At 64.8% G+C, this 2,431-nt stretch carries 3 protein-coding genes; all 3 read right to left on the bottom strand.

Annotated elements, in window-relative coordinates:
• Positions 1-203 precede the first annotated feature (203 nt).
• Positions 204-626 carry a DUF3617 family protein gene (locus K2W81_RS09595; RefSeq protein WP_294103719.1) on the bottom strand — a complete coding sequence of 141 codons (423 nt, stop codon included), beginning with the start codon at positions 624-626 and terminating at the stop codon, positions 204-206.
• A gap of 93 nt (positions 627-719) precedes the next feature.
• A complete protein-coding gene (locus tag K2W81_RS09590; protein WP_294103717.1) occupies positions 720-1,634 on the bottom strand; it encodes an Hsp33 family molecular chaperone HslO in 915 nt (304 codons plus the stop codon).
• Between the two features lie 155 nt (positions 1,635-1,789).
• Positions 1,790-2,431 (bottom strand): ornithine carbamoyltransferase (locus K2W81_RS09585; RefSeq protein ID WP_294103715.1); only part of this gene is annotated, 642 nt, incomplete at its 5' end.

The following is a 2,431-nucleotide window of genomic DNA, read 5'->3' as shown; positions in this document are numbered from 1 at the left end:
ACCAGCACCACCGCTGAAAGATCAGAATGCGTCATGAGGCAGCGCGGCTAAGCCCATTTGGCGCGCCCCGCAACCATTCCGGCCCCAAAAAAGAAGGACCGCCCGATACGGACGGCCCAGGGAGGCTTTTCCAGAGCCTAGGGAGGAAAGCGTGCCCAACGCGACACACCCCGCCTCTATAGCAGCCGCTGATAAACGCTGGCTTAACGAGCCGCTGCCGTGCAGCTGCCGGTGCGCCGCCCCTCAAAGCTCATGTCGAAGGGTGCGCCGCTCGCCAGTCCTTGGGTGTCGACATGGATGAGGCGCGGGCTCTCGACCCGGATGACAGTGCGGCCGCGCCCGGCGCCCTTACAATCATAGGTGACGATTGCGGTCATCGGCTGATCGTCGACGATGAAACGCGCGCATTGCTGCTGGCTGTGCTGGATCTGCACCAGCGCGTCGGGATCGCCGACGCACATCAGCCGCGGGGCGCCCGTCGCGCCTTGTTCGCGCAATTCCCACTGACCGGGCTCGATCGCGGTGAAGATATGCAGCGATGTCTTGGCCGGCCCATTGGCGATGAGCAAGCCGCCCCCCAGCGTCACCGCCATCAGCGCCACCCGCGCGCGTGCATCGATCAGCATCGTCGAACTCCCCCTCAGGCCCCAGTACGACTCATCGTCGTCAGGGGGCGTCCTGTCGCGCTAGATGGGGTCAGCCGCCGCCAAAGGCAATGATCAGGACGCGATCTCGCTCACAAGTATCGGAAATTTGGTGGCGCAAAAGGCGCAATCGACCGAAATCACGCCGTCGGCATCGGCCATCGCCCGTTGCTCATCGGCGGGGAATTGGCCGAGCACTTGCGCAATATAGTCGGGCGAACAGCGGCAGCCCTTCACCAGCGGCAGTTCGGCGAGGATGCGCACTTCGCTTTCCTCATTGAAAAGCCGCCACACCAATGTTTCCAGCCGGAGCGCGGGGTCGGTCAGCTCGTCGACGCCCATAGTGCTGCCAAGCACCGCAACATGCTCCCATTCGGGATGGTCGAGCCGGGTGTGAATCCGGTCGCGCCCTTCCTCGCCTTCGGGCAAATGCTGGAGCAGCAGGCCGCCTGCAAACCGCCGCCCGTCGGCGCGCTTGCCAAAGCCGGTGCGCGCGAGTGTCGGGATTTGTTCGGATTGCGCGAAATAGCTTTGGACCGCTTCGGCAATCGTCGAGCCATCGAGCGGAACAATCCCCTGATAGCGTTCGCCGGTCGTCGCCTGATCGAAGGTGATCGCGAGATGTCCTTCGGTGCCGAACAGCGCGAACAGGCTGGGGTTCTCCGGTGCCACCGCGAGCTTGTCGGCGTCGTACTGGACATAGCCGCGCAGCTCGCCCCCGCGATAATCGCAGACCAGCAAGGTCACCACGCCGCTGCGCGTCTGCGCCTGCATCGTCAGCTGGCCGCCGGCGTCCTTCAGCGTCGAGCCGATCAGCGCGGCCAGCGTCAGTGCTTCGCCGAGCAACGCTTCGATCGGGGCGGGGTAATCATGCGCCGACAGGATCGTGTCGATCAGCGGCCCGAGCCGCACGACGCGGCCACGCGCCTGGCGCGCGGGAATGGTGAAGCCGAGCGCGCGGTCGAGATCGGTCGTGAGGGGGTCGGTCATGCTGCTATCCAAAGGAAACCCGCAAAAGAAAAACCCGCTCGTTTCGAGCGAAGTCGAGAAACAGGCCACGCGGACCTTGCCTTACGTTTCTCGACTGCGCTCGAAACTAACGGGGTGCTGAGGCGAAAATAGGATGCCCGCCCCTGCCCTTCAACTCAACCGATCTGGCCGAAGCACCAGCGCAGGATCGATTTCTGGGCATGCAGCCGATTCTCGGCCTCGGCCCAGATCAGCGATTGCGGGCCGTCGATCACCTCCGCCGTCACCTCCTCGCCGCGGTGCGCGGGCAGGCAGTGGAGGAATTTCGCGCCGGGGGCAGCCTTGGCCATCAGCGCAGCATCGACCTGATAGGGCATCATCGCGGCGAGCTTGGTTTCGGCGTGCGCCTGCCCCATCGAGATCCAGGTATCGGTAACGACGATATCGGCGCCCTCGACGGCTTCGCGCGGATCGCCGACGCAGCGCGCGCGGCCCTGCCCCATCGCCAGCATCGCGTCGTCGGGTTGAAACCCTTGCGGGCAAGCCGCCGTCAAGTCGAAGTGCATCAGCCCGGCGGCCTCAACGATCGAGTAGAGCACGTTGTTGCCATCGCCGAGCCACGCGACCTTGAGGCCGGGGAGCGCCTTGCCCGCATCGATGATCGTCAGCAGATCGGCCATGATCTGGCACGGATGCGACAGGTCGGTCAGGCCATTGATGACGGGGACCGAGGCATGGCGCGCCATTTCCTCGACCTTGGCATGATCATCGGTGCGCAGCATGATCGCGTCGACATAGCCCGACAGGACGTGCGCGGT

This window comes from Sphingomonas sp. (assembly GCF_019749955.1).
Lineage (GTDB): Bacteria > Pseudomonadota > Alphaproteobacteria > Sphingomonadales > Sphingomonadaceae > Sphingomonas.
This window is presented reverse-complemented; position numbering and strand designations above follow the sequence as displayed.

Excerpts from the sequence above, each read along its gene's own strand:
- K2W81_RS09590 (WP_294103717.1), bottom strand. The coding sequence starts at position 1,634 with ATGACCGACCCCCTCACGACCGATCTCGACCGCGCGCTCGGCTTCACC.
- K2W81_RS09595 (WP_294103719.1), bottom strand. The coding sequence starts at position 626 with ATGCTGATCGATGCACGCGCGCGGGTGGCGCTGATGGCGGTGACGCTG.